The sequence below is a fragment of the Cecembia sp. genome, from assembly GCF_007126775.1.
Taxonomy (GTDB): Bacteria; Bacteroidota; Bacteroidia; order Cytophagales; family Cyclobacteriaceae; genus Cecembia.
In genome coordinates this window covers 50,815-69,515 of sequence record NZ_SLAP01000166.1, presented here as the reverse complement: position 1 = coordinate 69,515, position 18,701 = coordinate 50,815, and the positions used below count along the sequence as shown (strand labels likewise).

Below are 18,701 nucleotides of genomic sequence, written 5' to 3'. Positions count from 1 at the left end.
CTCTTTTGTCCCCTTTTGTCACTTTTCCCGATTCTCGGGACAGGTCGTGGTTCAATAATTTCGTCTTTCTTGGTGTTTCCAAAATCAGAAGTCCTCTTTTTTACCTATGATACTAATATTGCCTGAATAGTATCTTTTTTAAACACAAAAGTTCACAACAGTCACAAAAGCTCTCCAGTCCCCACACCACATGAAAAAACTCTCTATTGTCCCCTTTTGTCTCTTTTCCCGATTCTCGGGACAGGTCGTGGTTCATAAATCAATCATCTAAATAAGTGAAGAAATCATTCACATACGTTCTTTGGCCTTCATGGTAAAGGTTGATAACATTAAAGTTATACATAATTCCTTTTGGGGACTTTAAGAGTTTCATGTAACTGATCAATTTAGCTTCAGCTATTGGTGGAATATCATCTAAAGCTTTTAACTCCACGGTGATCAAGTTTTCAACAAAAAAATCACATCTCAATTTTGATTCAATAGATAGGGCTTTGTATTCAATGGGAATCCTGAGTTCAGATTGAAAATGCAAACCTCTATGCTCCAGCTCGTAAGCAAAACACTTATGATAAACGCTTTCCAACAATCCTGGCCCTAAGTTTTTGTGGACTTCAATTGCAGCGCCGTTAATTTTGTAAGTAAGGTCTTTAATGATGGATTTGGTAGGCTTCATAAAAATCAAAGTTTAAAGTCAATAAAATCACAAACCGTATAACTATAAAGTTATTAAAAAATTTTCAGAATTTAAACACAAAAGGACACAATAGTCACAAAAGCTATCTAGTCACCCAACCTCTTATGAACACCTCTCTTTTGTCTCCTTTTGTCACTTTTCCCGATTTTCGGACAGGTCGTGGTTCATTATAATCCTTTGACTGAAACAAGCTCTTTTTCTGATAAAAACGCAAAAAGCCGGAATTTGCAAAATCGGTTTCCCTGGCTTATATTAGCATCTGTAAGGTTTAATATCAATCGAGATAGACGACTGATGGTTGTACTTTCTTTCATAGGGGCTTCATTGAAGCCTTTTTTGGTTTTTAGACTTTGATATTTCTCCCTATTTTTACCCCATAATTATCGTTACATGTCATTAGATGTTCTTCATTTGACCAAAATATACGGCCAACAAAAAGCATTGGACAGCATCTCCTTTTCAGCCAAAAAAGGGGAAATCCTTGGTTTTTTGGGGCCCAATGGTGCAGGAAAATCAACCACAATGAAAATAGCGACCGGTTACTTGCTACCGGATGATGGAGATGTACATATCCATGGCTTATCCGTATTGGAGAAGCCCAAGGAGATCAGCAAATTGGTTGGCTATTTGCCGGAACATAACCCCTTGTACCTGGACATGTATGTTAAGGAATTTCTCTCTTTCATTGGAGGGCTGTATGGAATGTCAGGGAAGAATCTTCGATTGAGAGTCAATGAACTGCTCTCACTTTGCGGTTTGGAAAGGGAGGCACATAAAAAAATAGGGCAGCTTTCTAAAGGTTACCGACAACGTGCAGGACTTGCCAAGGCATTGATCCATGATCCTGAAGTGATTATCCTGGATGAACCTACTACAGGGCTTGACCCCAATCAACTGGTTGAAATCCGTAACCTGATCAAAGACATCAGTCAAAACAAAACCCTCATCCTGAGCACACACATCATGCAGGAAGTAGAAATACTTTGTGATAAGGTAGTGATCATCAACAAGGGGAAAATTGTAGCTTCCGATCTTTTGAGTAACCTTAAAAAGACATCCGGAAATTCCATTCTGTTACTTGAAACCGAGGAGTCCCTCAAATTAGAATGGTTTGCTGATTTGGGAGAGGTTTCTTTTCAAAATGGGCAGCATAATGCCCTCAGCATTACTGTTGCTGACAGCAATGAAGCCAGAAAACAGGTCTTACAGATCATTCAGAACAAACAGCTGACCTTGCTCGGCATACAGGTGAAAGAACGCAACCTGGAAAGTATATTTCATCAAATAACACAAAGCAGTTAAGTTATGCGTGCTTTATACTGGAAAGAAATCAACGGCTTTCTCAGTAACCTTAGCGGTTACCTGATTCTTTCCGTCTTTTTGGTATCTATCGGACTGATCGTTTGGGTGTTTCCTGATACCTCGGTTTTGGAATATGGTTTTGCAGACTTGGAGCCTCTCTTTTTTTACACGCCATATGTTTTTTTATTTTTGATCCCAGCCATCACTATGAAAATGATAGCCGAAGAAAAAAAGACCGGTACTTGGGAGTTGCTTATGACCTCACCCTTATCCATTCACAAAATTGTCCTTGCCAAATACCTGGCCTCACTTACATTGATTATTTTTGCGCTCTTACCCACCCTCATTTATTACTTTAGCATGGTAGAACTCGGTGAACCCAGGGGCAATATTGACCATGCAGGTTTTTTTGGATCCTGGATTGCACTGGTATTGATAGGAGCAGTTTTCGCTGCCATCGGAATACTGGGTTCTTCGTTGACTTCTCATCAAATGGTTGCTTTCATTTGGGGAGTATTTATTTCTTTCCTCTTGTATTTTGGGCTGACTGCATTGGTGCAGCTCAATATTATGAGCCCATTGGCGCTTTTTTTAGAAGAACTGAGTTTGAGCTACCATTACCAAAGTATGGCCAGGGGAGTGATTGATGGCCAGAATCTGGGTTATTTTTTGATGGTTATTGTATTGATGTTGGGCTTAACGGGCATAATCATTAGAAAGAAATGAAAAATAGCAAGCTCAAATCCACAGCTAAAAGTCTGGTTTTTCTTTTCGGGGGAATATTGCTTATTGTTCTCATCATTCGCTTTGTCCCTTTCCGGCTGGATCTGACTGCGGAAAAAAGGTACAGCTTGCATCCCTCAAGTATTGCTGTACTGGAGGCCTTGGAGGAACCTGTTGAAGTAGAAATCCTATTGACTGGAAATCTTCCAGGAGGCATGCGCCGCCTACAGCGCGCGATAGAGGAGACCATAAGGACTTTCAATGCTTACAGCAGGCAGAGGATCAGTTTTTATTATGAAGACCCCATGGCATTACCTGCTGATGTAAGGGAGGATTACATCGTTGGCCTCGCAACATACGGCATCAACCCTACCAATCTTTTCATAACAGAAGATGGGGGACAAAAGAGTCGCTTGATTTTCCCAGGTGTAGTAGTAAGGAATGAAGAATTTGAAACAGGAGCACTCCTGCTTCAGGGGGAAAGAGGAATGGGGCCAGATGAAAAACTCAACCATTCCGTAGAAAATCTGGAATACGAACTGATTCAGGCTATCCGAAAGATCAGTACCGACAAAGCGTTTGCTGTAGGTATGACCATTGGAAAAGGTGAGATGAAGGAAGATGAGGGCTTTGGCATAGTGGAAGCTTTGGTGGATTTGCATGAGGTCTACAAAATACCAATGGAGCAGGCAACTAAGCCGGAAGACCTGGACCCCTTTGACATCATCATCATTGCCGGCCCAAAAGAAAGTTTTTCGGAAAGAGAAATTTATTTTTTTGATCAATACCTTATGAAAGGGGGAAACCTCATAATTCTGCTGGATGCAAGCACCTTTGAACTGGAAAATGCGGGTGGTGATGGCACCGTGGCCATGCCTTTGGACCATGGGTTGGACCAATTACTTTTTCGTTATGGCATTCGTGTCAACAAAGATTTGATTCAGGACATGAACTTTGGATACCATCCTGTGATGGCAGGTTATTATGGGGATGAGGAGCAAGTGGTTCCTCTACCCTGGCCATTTTATGTTGCTGCCGGCCGTATGGCCGCACATCCCATTACCAAAGGGTTAGACCAGGTTATGTTTCGATTTGTGGCCAGTATGGATACGGTAAAAGCAGATGGCGTCAGCAAAACTCCCTTGATTTTTGGTTCTGAGGTCAGCAGAAAATTAGCAGCACCAGTAAGGATAGCATTTGAAGATATGGCCAAAGAACCCAATCTCGAAGATTTTGGGCTTGGCAATTTGCCCTTGCTTTATTTATTAGAGGGTCAATTTACTTCTTTATTCAGAAACAGATTTCTCCCAGAAGGAGTGGACAGAAATACTTACAAGGAAAGCTCAAAGGGAGGAAAGGTACTTGTGGCCGGAACAGGTAATTTATTTAAAAGTCAAAAAGATTTCCGGGATGGAAACCCTCTTCCTATTGGGGAAGATCCATTTAACAATACACAATATGCCAACCGGCAATTGCTACAAAATGCGGTGAATTTTCTGCTGGAGCCTGATGGAATCATGGCTTCAAGAACCAAAACCCTTCAAATCAGGCCTTTAAACAAATTGAAAGTCCGCGAAGAAAAAACCAAATGGCAACTGATAAATATACTGGTACCGGTAGTTTTCTTTATCTTAATTGGCCTTTTATGGGGCTTTTTACGAAAGCGAAAATATACCTGATCTCAGGATATTGTTGCGGCCTTTGATTATTTCAAGGTTTTTTAAGTGCAAAAGGCTGCTTTTATAATTTTATTTATAAATTTACCCTGTTTAAATAACTGCAAAAACATAAGCCCTTTCTATATGAAATTTATTGTTTCTTCTTCTGCTCTTTTGAAGCAACTTTCAGCAATCAACGGTGTGGTGACCACCAATCCGGTTGTCCCGATTCTTGAAAATTTCCTTTTTGAAATCAAAGATGGAAAACTGACCATCACAGCATCTGATTTACAAACTTCGATGATGACCGAAATTGAGGTGGAAGCTAAAGAGGATGGAAACATAGCCGTTCCTGCAAAAATTCTCATCGAAACTTTAAAGAATCTTCCTGAGCAGCCAGTTAATTTCAGTATTGACCATGACACCTATAGCATAGAAATCAGTTCAGACAATGGCCGTTACAAGCTCGCGGGGGAGAATGCTACTGACTTTCCTAAGATTCCTACAGTTACCAATGCCACTGCTGTGGACATGTCAACTGAAGTTTTGAGTTCTGCGATCAGCAATACCATATTTGCAACAAGCAATGATGAATTGAGGCCTGCTATGACCGGTGTGTACATCAATCTCAGCAGTACCAATGCAACTTTTGTAGCAACTGATGGACATAGATTGGTAAGGTACAGAAGAGTGGATGTGGCTTCTCCTGATGCCACCAGCCTGATTATACCAAGAAAAGCCTTGAACCTATTGAAGTCTACACTCCCATCAGAAAACGTACCTGTATCGGTTGAGTTTAACAGTTCCAATGCCTACTTCAAGTTCAATAGCATCAAAATGATCTGTAGGCTGATTGATGAGCGCTTCCCTGATTATGAAAATGTGATTCCTGTAGAAAACCCCAATCATATGACTATTGACAGGATGGATTTCTTGGGTTCACTTAGAAGGATCGCCATCTACGCCAATAAAACCACGCATCAGGTAAGGCTGAAATTGACAGGAAGCGAGCTGCAGATTTCCGCAGAAGATTTGGACTTTTCCAATGAAGCCAATGAAAGGCTTTCCTGTGAGCATGACGGAGAAGACATTGAAATCGGCTTCAATGCAAAATTTTTGGTAGAAATGCTTAACAACCTGGATTGCAGGCAGGTAACCTTACAGTTTTCTGCACCAAACCGTGCCGGTCTCATCGTACCATCCGATACTTCTGAAAATGAAGATATCCTCATGTTGGTCATGCCGGTGATGTTAAACAATTACGTTTAATGTCTAGAGGGATTGTACCAAGATATAATAAATTGAGGCTGTCTCATCAATTGGGACGGCCTCTTTTTTATTTGGGAAAAACCTAAATCAAATTTCAAACAACAAATCAGGGCTTTCTTTTGGCCTATTATCCAGCCTCTTTCTCGACATCCCTCTTTTATCTTTTTCCTTGGCTCTTATTCCCTCCCTTCAATCTGCCCCCCTACCCCGGTAGCTATCAGGGGCAGCCAAGGGGCTGATTTCTTTACAGTCGGTTCTCCTTTTACCTATTCCCCTCATTACATCCTAATCTTCACAAAACGGATATTGGTCCTGTTCCAGGTATAGCACAAGACCAAGTACCCCTCCTCATAGATCAAAGAGGGGTATGAAAACTCATTGTCGTCCTCACCTTCCTCAATATCCATTTTAACAGTCCATGATTTCCCGTTATCAGTAGAAATGGCCAGGCTCATAGGGTACCTAGGACCCCAATTTTTCCCTACAGGGTTATAAGCCAAAGCCAAAGTATTCCCTTGGATCTGTGCTATATCAATTCCGGAATTATTATTCGGGAGATCGGTCAAACTAAGTACAGACCAGGTTCTCCCATAATCAAAGGAATCACTCCGGCCAATTTTCCCAGCTGATGTTCTCAATAGCATGTGCACATTACCAGTAGATGATTCCCACAAAGAGGGCTGTATCACCCCTTCTCCTGTTATTAGCTTCCTATCTAGCAAAAGGGTGTCAGATTTGGTCCAAGTCTCTCCTTTGTCTTCAGATACATCTACAAATGCATTCCAGACCTTGTCTTTTTCTATAGATGCAGGAGCCAGCCAAACCCCATTGGACAAAACCAATATATGGTTCCTTACAGGCCCTCTTCCACCCCTATCTCCTTCAACCAACTCCTTCGGACTGGACCATGTTTTCCCTAAATCATCTGAAAAGATCTGCCATGTTTCCCAGTCATCGATCTCCTTTCCCACCTTGAAAAAAAGAAAAAGTCTTCCTTCAGGGCTTTGGAAAAGGACTGGATTCCAATGCGCGTCATTTCTGACTTTTACCAAGAGTTTTGGTACAGACCAATTGCCGGGGCTTCCCTTTGCCATCCAAATACCCACATCATCATTTTTTTCATGCGTTCCTGCAAACCAAACCATCATGTATTGACCATCCCCCAATGCTTCAATGGAGGATGCATGACACTGCTCAAAAGGCATTTCTCCTTGAAAAACCAATTCAAAATGCTCAATTTCGGGAACCATTTTACTAACAGAAGCTGATTGGGCAAAAGCATGGGACATGCCCACAAAAAAGGAGAAATAAAGAAGCAGCGTATTTTTCATGTGCGTCGAAGTTTCTGTTAAAAGTAAAGAAAATCAAACGCTTAATCAATGGAGATAACTGAATCCGTCACTCTGAGATTTTAAAATTTGGCATTGACAGAAAAGCAATGACAGTTATTGAAACGTCATGCTGAGCGGAGCCTGCGGAGTCGAAGCATCTCCCATATGATAGGAGACCCTTCTCCCGAATTACTCGGGATCAGGGTGACGGTTACTGTAGTCTGTCAATGGTAACCCGATGGCTCGGGAGAAGGGTCTCCAAAAGCGAAATAGATACTTCTCCAAATTGGCAAAGTGACATAGAAAGCAAATGTCCCATGTATAAAGGATATTTTGGCGACACCAAACCTTCTTTAAAATCATACAGTTGACTCCAGGAAAACTATATGTACTATGTTTGGTGTTAAAAATATAAATCTGCCACATAGATGCATAGAAAACATAGCAGGGCAGCAGCAAACCTTTATTTTTAAATTCAGGCGGTAGATACCGGGAAAGCTATGTGTGCTATCTTCTCCTACGTGGTTAAAAAAATATCTGCCAGAACTTATCCCCCTGTGGTAGAGAAAGATGAAGCTTCAATAAGTGTCATTTCTTTTTCAGAACATTTCCCTAAATGTTGAATTCTCAGAAGTAAATTTTCACCTTTGAAGCAAGGCACTCCTTCCACCAATTGCTCAAAATTTCCAGGCCAAATTCTGTAAGAAAGGCTTCAGGATGGTATTGGATTCCTAAGATTGGAAGATACTTATGTGCAAAAGCCATAATCTCCCCACTGGTAGTTTCCAGTAAAACTTCCAAATCAGTAGGCATATCCCTGATCTCCAAAGAATGGTACCGGGTTACCAAGAACTGTGGAGGCAGGCCTTTAAGGTAAGGGTGTGCCTTCTTCTGAATAACCTGATGGACTTTCCCATGCACTGGGTGCTGCCCTTTGACCAATGCAGCCCCAAAATACTGTCCCAAAGCTTGATGTCCCAAACAGATGCCCAAAATTGGGATTTTACCTATATACTGCGCAAGGATCTTATTGAGATTTCCTGCCTTATCGGGAATTTCCGGGCCCGGAGACAATACCAAGGCTTCCCACTCATCCTTCAATAGGAATTCTGGATCCACATCATTGCGTACAATATGCAGCTCTATGCCTATTTGCTTAAGGTAATCCGCCAACATATGGGAAAAGGAATCAAAATTATCAATCAGCAATACCATCTGCACTTAAATTTACCAAAGCTTGTATCGATTGTACTGCTTCTGAGATGATCGGGGTATAATCATCCAAAAAACTGATCACAACTGGTGCCAAGGGCTGAATCAGAGGATAAGACTTAGAATCCGCAATCCATTCATTTGTAATTTTGAATTCTAAAGAGTCTGCAATCCATAAAAAAAAACTCAAAATAAAGGCAGTTTTCAAAACACCCAATACGCCTCCCGCTATATTATCAACCGAACCCAATATGGTAAAATCCAAGGTCTTTTTAACCAAATAGGCCAAGCCCCTTATTATCAGAATTACCCCTAAGAAGATCATGATAAAAGCGATAAAAGGAAGCACAAAAGTCAGTTCCGTAACGTGTTCAGCCAAGTGCTGGGCTCCCCAGTCCATAAGGTGGAAAGCCAAAATCAAAGCAATGATAAAAGCGACTATAGACAGGATACTGATAAAAAGCCCCTGTTTGTAGCCGCTGTAAGCTCCAATGGCCAAAAAAACCAATATGAATATATCTATTGCCTCCAATATTTATTAAGCCAACAATGCTTTTACTTTTTGGGAAATCATTTTTCCATCGGCTTTGCCCGCCAAGGCTTTGGTAGCTGCACCCATAACCTTACCCATATCTTTAGGCCCCTCGGCTCCAATATCCGCTATAATGTTTTTGAGAGCTACTTCCAGTTCTTCCTCTGAAAGCTGCTTAGGTAAAAATTCATTGATAATTTCCAGTTCAGCCATTTCCACCGCATAAAGATCTTCTCTATTTTGCTGTTTATAAATATCTGCAGAATCCTTTCTTTGTTTGGCTGCTTTGGTCAAGAGTTTCAATTCATCTTCTTCTGAAATGGACCCTGCGGCACCCCCTTTTGTCTCTTCCAGCAATATCTGCGATTTTATCGCTCTGAGTGCCCTTAATCTGTCCTTATCTTTGGCCAGCATGGCCTTTTTAATTTCACTTTCTACACTTGTCTTTAAACTCATTGTCTTGTTCTTTGTGTTATAGGTGTAAATTTGTACAAAAATACCTTTTTAATTTAGGAAAATGACCAAGCTCAGTGTAAATATTAACAAAATCGCCACCCTTCGCAATGCCCGTGGTGGGAGCAATCCAAATGTGGTTAAAGTAGCCTTGGACTGCGAGCGGTTCGGTGCTCAGGGTATTACTGTTCACCCAAGACCAGATGAAAGACATATCAGGTATCAGGATGTAGTGGACTTGGCGCCGGTATTGACCACTGAATTCAATATTGAGGGCTATCCGGATAAGCGCTTCATGGAAATCATCAGAATGGTAAAGCCAGCACAGGCCACCTTGGTGCCGGATCCCCCTCATGTGCTTACATCCAACAATGGCTGGGATACCATCACCCACCAGGAATTGTTAAAAGATATCGTCGCTGAGTTGAAGGAATACGGTACCCGTGTATCCATCTTCATTAATCCAGAGCACAAATATTTCGAGCCTGCAAAAACTACAGGGACAGACCGGGTAGAGCTGTATACGGAGCCTTATGCATCTCAATATCCTTCTGATCGGGAAAAAGCAGTCCAATCCTACAAAGAGGTTTCCCTATTGGCCAAAGAACTGGGACTTGGACTGAATGCAGGCCATGACCTGGATTTGCAAAACCTCAAATTCCTAAAACAAAACATTCCATTTTTGGATGAAGTGTCCATAGGGCATGCCCTGATCTGCGATGCACTCTACTATGGTCTGGAAAATACCATACAGATGTATAGAAGGCAACTGGAATTGTAAGTATCTAATTCGGGCTAAATTTTTCTTACCTTTGCACCATGGAGAGTACCGGAAAAAGAGACATCAGAAAGTTGACCTTGACACAGCTGGAGGAATTTTTTGTAGCACAGGGAGACAAAAAATTCCGTGCCAAGCAGGTATATGACTGGCTTTGGAATAAGTCCCTCAAAAATTTTGATGACATGAGCAATATCTCCAAAGAGACCAGAGAAATGCTCAAGGCCAACTTTTCCATCAACCATGTTAAAGTTGACCTGATGCAGCATTCGGTGGACGGCACCATTAAAAATGCGGTCAAGCTGTATGACGACAAAATTGTCGAATCGGTACTTATTCCTACCAGCAAGAGAATAACTGCATGCGTATCTTCCCAAGTAGGTTGCAGCCTTGACTGTAATTTTTGTGCCACAGCAAGGTTGAAAAGAATGCGTAACCTCAACCCTGATGAAATTTATGATCAGGTAGTGGCCATTAAAGAAGAGGCGGAAACTTTTTTCAACAGGCCATTGACCAATATTGTGTTTATGGGTATGGGAGAACCCTTACTCAATTACAATAATGTCATCGAGGCCATTGATAAAATCACCTCTCCGGAAGGCTTGGGAATGGCAGCGAGAAGAATTACCCTCTCTACAGTCGGTATTCCAAAAATGATCAAAAAAATGGCCGATGATGGCGTAAAATTCAATCTTGCCATTTCCTTACATTCTGCCATCAATGAAACCAGAAGCATGCTGATGCCCATCAATGATGTCAACCCACTGGAAGACCTGAGTGAGGCACTCCAGTATTGGTATCAAAAAACCAAAAGAAAGGTAACTTATGAATACGTTATTTGGGACGCTGTGAATGATGATGAACAGCATGCCAAAGCCTTAGCCAAATTCTGCAAAATTATCCCATCAAAAGTCAACATCATCCAATACAATCCCATTGATGAGGGAGATTTCCGACAGGCGTCCCAAGATGCCGTGGACATGTATGTACGTATTTTGGAAACCAATGGCATTATTGCTAAGGTTCGGAAATCCAGAGGGCAGGATATCGACGCTGCCTGTGGCCAATTGGCGAATAAAAATGAGGTAGCACAAATTCAATAAAAACATAATTAAATTATAAAAATCAAATTATACTTTTTCCAGAGATAATATAAGATAGCTATTTGTATATTTTATTTTATTAGTTATAATTGTGACCTAAAAATACAACACTTGGGAAATTTTTGCTCCAAGACTTCAAAAAAAGTAAAACTAAGTTTTATTTTAAAACGTTTTAAAGGAAGCAAATGATTTCAATTTTAGGTTAAACATAATTGTTCACAATGAAGAAAGTACCGTACATTATTCTTTTACTAGTAATTCCTGCATTCTACCTTTTCACATCATTTCAAAACAAGCCTGGCATCAGCGAACTAACAGAAAAAATCATCTCCTTAATGGAAAATTATGTGGATGATATACCAGAGGAGAAGGTTTTTGTACACATGGACAAAAATTTGTATGCTGCGGGAGACAATATTTGGTTTTCTGTGTTTTTGACTGCGGGTAGTCCCGATATCCCTTCTCCCTTGAGCAAAGTGGTCTACGTGGATCTTCTGGACAATGAGGGAAGTTTATTGCAGCAAAAGACCATTAAAATAGATAATGGGCATGGATTCGGGGACTTCAAGCTGGATGTTTTTACAAGAGAGGGCTTGTACCACATCAAAGCCTACTCCTACTGGCTAAAAGGTTTTGGTGAAGAAATGGTCTTTCAGTCCAGTCTTAGGGTAATGGATCCTTACAATTTAAAATTTCAGCCCGAAGTCAGTTTTGAGGTAGAAGAGTTTGGGGATCAAGCAAGCTATAGGGCAAATATTACCGCGGTAAACAATACCTTGAGACCATTGGCCAATGAAACCATTCAGTTTGAGTTGCTCAACCGGGAAAAGACACTTCAGTCAGGGACTTTTCAACTTGATGCAGAAGGAAAACATATCTTGTCTTTTGATATCCCTGAGGCAGATCTGAGTCAGGTAACTGCTTTACAATTGACCCAAGAAGAAAATGAAGCCTACAGCATATCTAGAAAATTCATCCTTCCCTTTGCTTCCTCCAGTATGGATATTCAATTTCTTCCTGAGGGAGGTGATTTGATAGCTGGATTCAGTAACAGAGTAGCTGTCAGGGCTGTTTATCCAGATGGTTCCCCAATAGCCTTAAAAGGAAAAGTACGCAATGAGGCTGGGGATATAGATTTCGAGACCAATGCTTCCGGACTTGGGGCTTTTTCTCTCACTCCTCAAGCTGACCAAATCATTGAGGCAGAAATAGAAACGTCATATGGCAAAATCAAAAAGAAATTACCTCAAATCAAAACACAAGGCATCAATCTTGCTGTTGACAATTCCCATCCCAAACTTTTAAATATTCTTGTTCAATCCCAAGATTATCTGAAAATATCTCCAAATGGAGAGGCTTTGCTGGTCATTCATGCAAGAGGCCGCATTGGTTATATGCAGGTACTTGACTTGCGCAATGGGGTTACAGGAGCAAGGGTGAACAAAGAACAACTGCCACCAGGTATCAACCAGGTAACCATATTTGAGCCAGAGGGAACACCTTTGGCAGAAAGATTGGCCTTTGTGGCTATGGAAAATGGATTCTCTTTAAAACTTGAGGCAGACCAAATAAATACTAAGGCCCGTGGTAAAAACAGTTGGCAGCTTAAAGTGGATGGAGATGGTTTTGAAGGTGGAATTTACTCAGTCTCCATCACAGATGCCAAAGAGGCTCCTTACAGTTTTCAATCCAACATCATTTCCTATTTAAAATTAGAATCAGAGCTCCAGGGAAATATCCACGAAGCCAAAAAGTTTTTTGGCAGCACCTACGATGAAGCAGGCATAGACCTGATCTTACTTACGCATGGATGGAGAAGATTCAATTGGCAGGATGTATTGGCAGGCAACATTGAAAACAAAAACTTTATAGAACAGGGCATCAATATTACAGGCAAGATAAGCCCAAAAAATGAAGGAAGAAGAGGTTTGACGGGAGGTCTGATCAATGTATTCTCCAAAGGAGAGTCTGAGGATTTTTTGGCTGTGGAATTTGGTGAAAATGGAAAATTCATAATTGATGATCTTGAATTTCAGGATACCACCTTGCTCACCATAGCTGCAAGTGATAGAAGGCATAAGGAAATGGTGAATCTGGATCTGGATCCTCCGCTTTCAAAGTATGTGAAATGGAGTGGCTTCAGCCCAGAGATCAACCAATTTGAAGTGTCACCAATGGTCAGGGATTTTCTTTCGACTGCAGAAAAGCGCAGGGTAGCAGAGGCTGCATTTGGAGAAATGAAGGAGATACAAATTGATGAGTTTGTACTAGAAAGTCAAAAATTTGACGCAAACGAAGAAGAAATTACCCGGGTTTATGGGAAGGGTGATGTTTCCCTTACCCCATCTGAAATCGGGGGATTCGAGGCATTCAGAGATATTTGGGAACTGTTGCAGGGAAGATTTGCTGGTGTAAGGGTTATCCCTGATGCATTTGGTAATCCATCTATTCGGATCAGGGGTGTAGGGTCTATACAGGCTGGAACTGATCCCCTTATCCTCTTGGACAATGTTCCGGTAGATATTTCTTTCGCTAGCTCAATTTCCCCAAGAGATCTTGCCTCTGTGGAAATATTTAAAGATGCAGCTACTCTATCTGTCTTTGGTGCCGGAGGAGCGAATGGAGCTATAGCCCTCTATACCCGAAGAGGAGCCGGTCTTGAGCCTTTAGGAGATGGCGTAATCAATGTGCGCTTTCCAGGTTATTCGGTTTCAAAAGAATTTTACATCCCCCAATACGATAGAGAGAATTCTCCTGCTCCAGATTATAGGTCTACCCTTTATTGGAATCCTAAAATACAGTGGCAGGGCAACACGGCCCAGATCGATTTTTTCAACAATGATGTGGTTCAGAAATTTAAAATTGTCGTACAGGGAATGGACAGGTATGGACGTATTTCCTATCTGGAACAAGAATTATAAGCTTCCAAGAACAAAAATTAACCATGAAAATAAGCCTCTATTCGGGGCTTCTTTCTTTTTTCCTATATTTGATGCATGAAAAAACTGGCGATTATATTTCTATTGACTTTGACAACAAGCCTCATCTATGCCCAAGAGCAAGGAGATTTTAGGTTGCAATTAGGTGCAGATTATAAATTACAGATCAATGATCTGGGTGCCCATGCAGGTTTGGAATACCTATTTATTGACAAATTCTCATTGGCGCCAAGTTTCACCTATTGGTTTCCTGATTTTGGACGAAGTTCCAACCTCAATATGGATCTTCGCTATTACCTTACAGAAGGTATTTCTCAAATTTATGTGATGGGGGGCTATAACAACCTGTGGATCAATGCCCAGCCAGGTCTTCCTGGAACTACGCTTTCAAGACCAGGAGGTAACTTTGGCCTGGGTGCTTTTTTGGATGTAGCAGACAACTTTGGCCTGAATACAGAATTTAAAATACAAAGTCAGAACACGCGGCAACCTGTTCTCCGGGTGGCTTTGGTATTTAAAATTGGACAGTACTGATACCGAAAAAAGGATTATTTCTTACTGAATTCAAAAAGTTTGCGTTTCTCTTCCTTACTCAGACCATCATAACCCTTATCTGCTATTTTGTCAAGGATCAGGTCTATTTCCTCCTGCGTGGGAGCAGTTCCTGAACCTGAAACATTGGTTTTTGAACTGTTTTTTTCAGAGGTGTATTTTTCCGTAGTAGAATAAGTCTTCTTTTTTCTGTAAGAAACCTTTACACTGGGTTTCTTCTCCAATAATTTTTCAAAGAAAATACCAATAGCTTGAATGGGTCTTCCCCAATCATTGCCTTTCCTGAGCTGGATAATATAAAAAAATCCCAAGGCGGCACCACCTAAATGGGCCAATTCTCCACCTGCATTGCTGCCTGCGGAATTAACGAAGGCAATGACTACATAGAAAATAGCGATGTATTTTATTTTCACAGGTCCAAGCAGGATCAATTGGAAGGTGGTATTGGGAGCAAGTGTGGCAGCTCCGACTACGATCGCATAAACACCTGCACTGGCCCCAAGCATTTTGGCCATCGGCAGTACCTCTTCAAAATATGGGGATATATTGTACATGACGACATACAGCACTGCTCCTGCAATACCTCCGAGTATGTACAGATTCGCTAATTTTCTACTCCCCAAATATTGGTCTACTATCAGTCCAAACCAATATAGAAACAGCATATTAAAAAGAATATGGAAGAGACCTTCATGAAAAAACATATAGGTAAGAATAGACCAGGGCCGCACAATAAATACGGAAAGGTCAGCAGGCATCATCAATAAACCCCGCAAACCGTCATAAATATTTCCAGCACCTGAAAAAGTAAAGAAAACCCGCATGATGACCATGACAAAAAAGACCAATATATTGATGGCCATGATCTTGTACAGGCTGTTGTTGCTGTGCCTGAATGCATTCCTCAAATTGTCCCAGAATCCTCCGTACATAATTATATTTTAGTAGAAACTTTTTCTATCCTTTCTCCAGTACCAAATCATTGCTGCACCTATCACCAAACCACTTAAATGGGCGAAATGCGCCACATTGTCTGTTGGGTTGTTATAAATTACGTTATAAACTGTGTAAAGGCCATAAAAGAAAACCAAATATTTGGCTTTCACCGGCATAGGTGGAAACAACAAAAACAGCTGGGTGTTTGGAAAAAGCATGGCAAATGCAATTAAAACCCCAAATAAAGCCCCTGAGGCCCCAACCATGGGAATATTTGCCTGCATCTCACGAACAGTGAGCAGGTTGTCCTTGGCTCTTTGTTCCAAATTGTCATTTTGAGGATTCCTGCTATACGCATCTATAAAGTCATAAACTCCAGATTTGAAGAAAGCCGGATAATCTTTTACAAATTTACTGAAACCCTCAGGGCTTGGGTCGGTATAAAACTCACTGATGGTTTTGTCCATTTGGCTCATCCGGTAAGCTGTATACCCTGAGTAAAGTAGCCCGGAACCTACCCCACATACCATCCAAAGGGTCAACAATTTCTTTGGTCCCAGAAATTGTTCCAACAATGGTCCAAATATAAATAATCCAAACATATTGCTGAATAGATGCCAGCCATCGGCATGCATGAACATATAAGTCAAAAACTGTGTAGGCATAAACCGATTGCTATTGACGTAATACAATGCAAAAATTGCCTGCAGCTGCGGCATTAAATAAGCAGCAACCACGAATGCACCGACTGTTATTAGCAGCAGATTCTTTACAACTGGTGTTAGATTTCCGAACATAAATTATCTGGTAAAAAAAGCGTGTATTTTTTGTAAATCAAGTTTTATGAAGGTTTTGTTCCCCGAAAGCCCATAATTCGGATTTTGACAGGAAAATAACTGCGCCACAACTGCCTCCATTTCGGAAGCATCCAATTTCGTGCCTTTTTTAAGCGCAGATTTTCTGGCCAATGATCTGGCCAGATTTTCCCTTTTATCTAGGGATAGCTCAGACTTGAAATGCTTAAACTGCTCCAATAAGCCCTCAAATAGTGCCTTCTCATTGGTTACCTGAACATCGGCAGGTACCCCTTGTATCAGTATGGTATCTTTTCCAAATTCTGAGACCACAAATCCCAGGCTATGCAATTCTTCCCTGATATCCATTACCAATGAAAAATCTGCTGCAGATAGCTGTATATGTGGGGGGAACAGGCATTGCTGAGAGGCTCCCGATGCCTGTAAAAGCTGCTTGGTAAACCTTTCATAGAGTATGCGTTCATGGGCTGACTGCTGATCGATGATCATCAGACCTGCTGAAATCTGCGCTACAATATAGTTCAATTCAATCTGAAATGTAACTCCCGTTTTTTCTAGTGGCTGTTCGACTTCTCCATCCGGTGAAGGAATTTCTTCACTTGCTTTTGAAGTAAATGTCATGATATCATGCCCCTCCTGAGAAGCAATTGTACCTTCTTGTGTTTCAAAGGGCTTATTGCCTTCAAAGAGTTTCTCCCAACCGGTCACTGATTGCTTTTTAAATCCTGGGCTTTGAAACGTTTTATAGCTACTTTCTTTGTTCAGGTCCTCAGGTATCAGTTCATTTTCCCATTGTACCTGAGATTTTTTATGGGTATCATTTTTCCAGTTTTCAGCAAAGTTGACATCCATGGAGAAATCGAGTGTAGGCACCACATTATGTGCTCCAAGTGCCTGTTTCACTGCTGACCGGACCACGGCATAAACGGTCCTTTCATCATCAAATTTTATTTCTGTTTTGGTAGGATGAACATTGATATCTATGTGCGTAGGATCAATTTCCAAAAAAAGCACATAAAAAGGATGCATATCTGGTGCCATCAATCCTTCAAAAGCATTGGCCACTGCATGATGCAGGTAATTGCTTTTGATAAAGCGGTTATTGACAAAGAAATACTGTTCTCCTCTGGTTTTTTTGGCATGTTCAGGTTTACCTATATACCCTCTCACATGCAAATGAGGGGTTTCTTCTTTACAGGCCACTAATTGACCCTGATAAGACTTCCCAAAAAGTCCAATTATCCTTTGGCTCAATTTACCTCCTTCCGGAAGATTAAATAGCTCCATGTCATTTTGAGAAAGGCTAAATCCCACATGGGGGTAAGCTAGCGCGACCCGCTGGAATTCTTCCACCATATGTCGCATTTCTACAGGATTGGACTTGAGGAAATTTCTTCTTGCGGGAACATTAAAAAATAAGTTTTTGATAGTAATCTGCGTACCCTCCATGCAGGATACAGCCTCTTGTTTTTTTACTTCGGAGCCTTCGATTTGAATCAGTGTGCCCAATTCTTCTGTTTTGGGACGGGTTTTCATTTCAACTTGGGCCACAGCAGCAATTGAGGCCAGGGCTTCTCCTCTGAAACCGAATGTACGGATAGCAAAAAGATCCTCAGAGGTTCGGATTTTGGAGGTGGCATGCCGTTCAAAACTCATGCGTGCATCAGTCATACTCATTCCATTGCCATTATCAATGACCTGAATGAGGACTTTCCCTGCCTCTTTTACCAAAACCTGAACCTGAGTTGCCCCTGCATCAATGGCATTTTCCATCAATTCCTTCAATGCAGAAGCCGGTCGCTGTACTACTTCTCCTGCAGCAATCTGATTGGCTATTGCATCAGGTAAAAGCTGAATAATATCGCTCATCGCCGCTGCTGTCTTCTGATTCTAAAAAAGAGCACAAGCAACAAAATACCGCCCAAAGCATAAAGTATTAGGTAAATGGCCTCTGGACCATAATAGATATATCCAAAAAGACTTCCGATCAACAGAACAAAGATCACCAGTCTCAACATGCCGGCGCTGTTAAGGGCAGAGCTTTTCCTGCCCTTGATCTGACTTCCCGCAGTAAAGGCCCCACGGATCGAGGATCCATCATAGCCGTTGTAATCATCGAGATTATCTCCCTCAAGGGGCAATTTACCCTCTGATTGCAGTTCTTTTTTTATCCTTGAAGTCCGCTGTTGGATCTCTTCCTTGACGGGATCGTAATAGCGTGGCTTGATATCAAAGCGCATGGGTTGGGTCGTACGGAATATTTGAGGAAATTTCATGGTGCTACTCAATTCAAATGAAACACATGACGTTAAGTACTCATCTTAACCTTTGGTCAAATTTGATTCCAGACTAAGGGAATTTCGTGTATGTTTGTACAAAACGGTGTATATTCATACAAAGTTAT

Annotated in this window: 17 protein-coding genes; 8 read left to right on the top strand and 9 right to left on the bottom strand. The window is 41.3% G+C overall.

All coding sequences use genetic code 11. The features are described from left to right. Positions 1-259 precede the first annotated feature (259 nt). Positions 260-673: a GxxExxY protein gene (locus QZT73_RS11240; RefSeq protein ID WP_291788187.1), complete on the bottom strand. Its 414-nt coding sequence runs from the start codon at positions 671-673 to the stop codon at positions 260-262. Positions 674-1,084: 411 nt separating this feature from the next. Here QZT73_RS11240 and gldA point away from each other — a divergent pair, with 411 nt between their 5' ends. The 4 genes from gldA (at position 1,085) to dnaN (ending at position 5,646) form a co-directional block, all read left to right on the top strand. Then, positions 1,085-1,996 (top strand): gliding motility-associated ABC transporter ATP-binding subunit GldA, encoded by a 912-nt coding sequence (gene gldA, locus QZT73_RS11235; protein ID WP_291777468.1) that lies wholly within the window; start codon positions 1,085-1,087, stop codon positions 1,994-1,996. Between the two features lie 3 nt (positions 1,997-1,999). After that, positions 2,000-2,722 carry a gliding motility-associated ABC transporter permease subunit GldF gene (gene gldF / locus QZT73_RS11230; RefSeq protein WP_291788186.1) on the top strand — a complete coding sequence of 241 codons (723 nt, stop codon included), beginning with the start codon at positions 2,000-2,002 and terminating at the stop codon, positions 2,720-2,722. Beyond that, entirely contained in the window at positions 2,719-4,398 is a 1,680-nt protein-coding gene (gldG, locus tag QZT73_RS11225; RefSeq protein WP_291788184.1) for a gliding motility-associated ABC transporter substrate-binding protein GldG, read from the top strand. Before gldF ends, gldG begins: the two co-directional genes overlap by 4 nt. Positions 4,399-4,521: 123 nt before the next feature. Continuing rightward, positions 4,522-5,646: a DNA polymerase III subunit beta gene (dnaN, locus tag QZT73_RS11220; protein ID WP_291777477.1), complete on the top strand. Its 1,125-nt coding sequence runs from the start codon at positions 4,522-4,524 to the stop codon at positions 5,644-5,646. A 278-nt stretch (positions 5,647-5,924) separates the two neighbouring features. Here the strand turns inward: dnaN and QZT73_RS11215 are convergent, their stop codons facing one another. The 4 genes from QZT73_RS11215 to QZT73_RS11200 all read right to left on the bottom strand — a co-directional run bounded on the left by QZT73_RS11215 (position 5,925) and on the right by QZT73_RS11200 (position 9,177). Further along, entirely contained in the window at positions 5,925-6,977 is a 1,053-nt protein-coding gene (locus tag QZT73_RS11215) for a sialidase family protein (RefSeq protein ID WP_291788182.1), read from the bottom strand. A 627-nt stretch (positions 6,978-7,604) separates the two neighbouring features. Beyond that, positions 7,605-8,192 (bottom strand): aminodeoxychorismate/anthranilate synthase component II, encoded by a 588-nt coding sequence (locus QZT73_RS11210; protein ID WP_291778754.1) that lies wholly within the window; start codon positions 8,190-8,192, stop codon positions 7,605-7,607. Continuing rightward, complete coding sequence (locus QZT73_RS11205) at positions 8,176-8,721, bottom strand: CvpA family protein (RefSeq protein ID WP_291778757.1); 546 nt, start codon at positions 8,719-8,721, stop codon at positions 8,176-8,178. The genes QZT73_RS11210 and QZT73_RS11205 overlap by 17 nt, the downstream gene beginning before the upstream one ends. Before the next feature lie 6 nt (positions 8,722-8,727). Then, entirely contained in the window at positions 8,728-9,177 is a 450-nt protein-coding gene (locus QZT73_RS11200) for a GatB/YqeY domain-containing protein (RefSeq protein ID WP_291778759.1), read from the bottom strand. A 61-nt stretch (positions 9,178-9,238) separates the two neighbouring features. Between QZT73_RS11200 and QZT73_RS11195 the strand changes: the two genes are divergently transcribed. The 4 genes from QZT73_RS11195 to QZT73_RS11180 all read left to right on the top strand — a co-directional run bounded on the left by QZT73_RS11195 (position 9,239) and on the right by QZT73_RS11180 (position 14,528). Beyond that, on the top strand, positions 9,239-9,955 hold the full coding sequence (locus tag QZT73_RS11195) for a pyridoxine 5'-phosphate synthase (RefSeq protein ID WP_291778762.1): 717 nt from the start codon (positions 9,239-9,241) through the stop codon (positions 9,953-9,955). Between the two features lie 38 nt (positions 9,956-9,993). Then, on the top strand, positions 9,994-11,055 hold the full coding sequence (gene rlmN, locus QZT73_RS11190; RefSeq protein ID WP_291778765.1) for a 23S rRNA (adenine(2503)-C(2))-methyltransferase RlmN: 1,062 nt from the start codon (positions 9,994-9,996) through the stop codon (positions 11,053-11,055). Between the two features lie 221 nt (positions 11,056-11,276). Continuing rightward, a complete protein-coding gene (locus QZT73_RS11185) occupies positions 11,277-13,976 on the top strand; it encodes a TonB-dependent receptor plug domain-containing protein (RefSeq protein WP_291788180.1) in 2,700 nt (899 codons plus the stop codon). A gap of 75 nt (positions 13,977-14,051) precedes the next feature. Then, positions 14,052-14,528 (top strand): hypothetical protein, encoded by a 477-nt coding sequence (locus tag QZT73_RS11180; protein ID WP_291778770.1) that lies wholly within the window; start codon positions 14,052-14,054, stop codon positions 14,526-14,528. A gap of 14 nt (positions 14,529-14,542) precedes the next feature. Here QZT73_RS11180 and QZT73_RS11175 read toward each other — a convergent pair whose 3' ends face one another. Genes QZT73_RS11175 through QZT73_RS11160 form a run of 4 tightly spaced genes read right to left on the bottom strand, consistent with a single transcriptional unit; the run spans position 14,543 to position 18,573 of the window. After that, complete coding sequence (locus QZT73_RS11175) at positions 14,543-15,478, bottom strand: rhomboid family intramembrane serine protease (RefSeq protein ID WP_291778772.1); 936 nt, start codon at positions 15,476-15,478, stop codon at positions 14,543-14,545. Positions 15,479-15,487: 9 nt separating this feature from the next. After that, positions 15,488-16,279, bottom strand: coding sequence for a rhomboid family intramembrane serine protease (locus tag QZT73_RS11170; protein WP_291778776.1), 792 nt, complete (start codon positions 16,277-16,279; stop codon positions 15,488-15,490). Positions 16,280-16,282: 3 nt separating this feature from the next. Beyond that, on the bottom strand, positions 16,283-18,166 hold the full coding sequence (gene mutL / locus QZT73_RS11165) for a DNA mismatch repair endonuclease MutL (RefSeq protein ID WP_291778779.1): 1,884 nt from the start codon (positions 18,164-18,166) through the stop codon (positions 16,283-16,285). Next, the gene (locus QZT73_RS11160; RefSeq protein ID WP_291778782.1) at positions 18,163-18,573 is read right to left on the bottom strand and encodes a hypothetical protein; all 411 of its coding nucleotides are present in this window, start codon (positions 18,571-18,573) and stop codon (positions 18,163-18,165) included. Before QZT73_RS11160 ends, mutL begins: the two co-directional genes overlap by 4 nt. Positions 18,574-18,701: the final 128 nt, after the last annotated feature.

Excerpts from the sequence above, each read along its gene's own strand:
- QZT73_RS11240 (WP_291788187.1), bottom strand. The coding sequence starts at position 673 with ATGAAGCCTACCAAATCCATCATTAAAGACCTTACTTACAAAATTAAC.
- gldA (WP_291777468.1), top strand. The coding sequence starts at position 1,085 with ATGTCATTAGATGTTCTTCATTTGACCAAAATATACGGCCAACAAAAA.
- gldF (WP_291788186.1), top strand. The coding sequence starts at position 2,000 with ATGCGTGCTTTATACTGGAAAGAAATCAACGGCTTTCTCAGTAACCTT.
- gldG (WP_291788184.1), top strand. The coding sequence starts at position 2,719 with ATGAAAAATAGCAAGCTCAAATCCACAGCTAAAAGTCTGGTTTTTCTT.
- dnaN (WP_291777477.1), top strand. The coding sequence starts at position 4,522 with ATGAAATTTATTGTTTCTTCTTCTGCTCTTTTGAAGCAACTTTCAGCA.
- QZT73_RS11215 (WP_291788182.1), bottom strand. The coding sequence starts at position 6,977 with ATGAAAAATACGCTGCTTCTTTATTTCTCCTTTTTTGTGGGCATGTCC.
- QZT73_RS11210 (WP_291778754.1), bottom strand. The coding sequence starts at position 8,192 with ATGGTATTGCTGATTGATAATTTTGATTCCTTTTCCCATATGTTGGCG.
- QZT73_RS11200 (WP_291778759.1), bottom strand. The coding sequence starts at position 9,177 with ATGAGTTTAAAGACAAGTGTAGAAAGTGAAATTAAAAAGGCCATGCTG.
- QZT73_RS11195 (WP_291778762.1), top strand. The coding sequence starts at position 9,239 with ATGACCAAGCTCAGTGTAAATATTAACAAAATCGCCACCCTTCGCAAT.
- rlmN (WP_291778765.1), top strand. The coding sequence starts at position 9,994 with ATGGAGAGTACCGGAAAAAGAGACATCAGAAAGTTGACCTTGACACAG.
- QZT73_RS11185 (WP_291788180.1), top strand. The coding sequence starts at position 11,277 with ATGAAGAAAGTACCGTACATTATTCTTTTACTAGTAATTCCTGCATTC.
- QZT73_RS11180 (WP_291778770.1), top strand. The coding sequence starts at position 14,052 with ATGAAAAAACTGGCGATTATATTTCTATTGACTTTGACAACAAGCCTC.
- QZT73_RS11175 (WP_291778772.1), bottom strand. The coding sequence starts at position 15,478 with ATGTACGGAGGATTCTGGGACAATTTGAGGAATGCATTCAGGCACAGC.
- QZT73_RS11170 (WP_291778776.1), bottom strand. The coding sequence starts at position 16,279 with ATGTTCGGAAATCTAACACCAGTTGTAAAGAATCTGCTGCTAATAACA.
- mutL (WP_291778779.1), bottom strand. The coding sequence starts at position 18,166 with ATGAGCGATATTATTCAGCTTTTACCTGATGCAATAGCCAATCAGATT.
- QZT73_RS11160 (WP_291778782.1), bottom strand. The coding sequence starts at position 18,573 with ATGAAATTTCCTCAAATATTCCGTACGACCCAACCCATGCGCTTTGAT.